This is a genomic window from Acinetobacter sp. AKBS16 (assembly GCF_002899995.1).
Taxonomy (GTDB): Bacteria; Pseudomonadota; Gammaproteobacteria; order Pseudomonadales; family Moraxellaceae; genus Acinetobacter; species Acinetobacter baumannii.
Window position 1 is genome coordinate 5,417 of record NZ_POYH01000066.1, and the last position, 642, is coordinate 6,058.

Sequence of the window (642 nt, forward strand, 5' to 3'; positions counted from 1 at the left end):
AGGCGGTAATATTGGTGCCGGTTTAGGAGCAGCGCTTGGTGCTGGTGTTGCCGCGAATGCTAAAGGCTCTAGCAGTAAAACAGTACGTAATAGTGCCATTGGTGCAGGTGTTGGGGCAATCTTAGGTGGTGCAGTGATTGGTGGTGACGCTGGTGCTGCTGCAGGTGGAGCACTCGGTGGTAGTGCTGGTGCAGCCTATGAAGAGAAAAAAGGTAAGTACTAAAACTACCTCTAACTATATTAAAAAAGAAGCTCTTATTTCATTAAGAGCTTCTTTTTTATCTGCTTTTAAAAGATGAAAATTTAACTCATCACTGCGCATAAATTGGCTTTACAAAATATCTATTAATTACGACAGTGCAATAACACAAACTGATCAAATTCCCCATAAAAGAAGACTATGCTTTGATTAAAGCCCAAAGGAGTGAGTACGGTCATGAATAAAAAAATTGGTTTAATATCTACTGTCATATTATCAACAGTTATGTTCACCGGCTGTCAAAATATGAGTCCGTCTGACCAGCGTATTGGTGCAGCAGCAGCAGGTGGTGCATTGGGCGGTGGTCTTGGTAACCATGTTGGTGGTGGTATCGGTGCAGGCTTAGGTGCTGCGGTAGGTGCAGGTGTGGGTTCTAATACTCA

Annotated in this window: 2 pseudogenes; both read left to right on the top strand. The window is 43.3% G+C overall.

What is annotated here, in order from left to right:
* Positions 1 to 223, top strand: a pseudogene (locus C1642_RS11875) (DNA transfer protein p32); the annotation flags it as partial.
* 213 nt (positions 224 to 436) lie between these two features.
* Positions 437 to 642 (top strand): annotated as a pseudogene (locus C1642_RS11880) (DNA transfer protein p32); the annotation flags it as partial.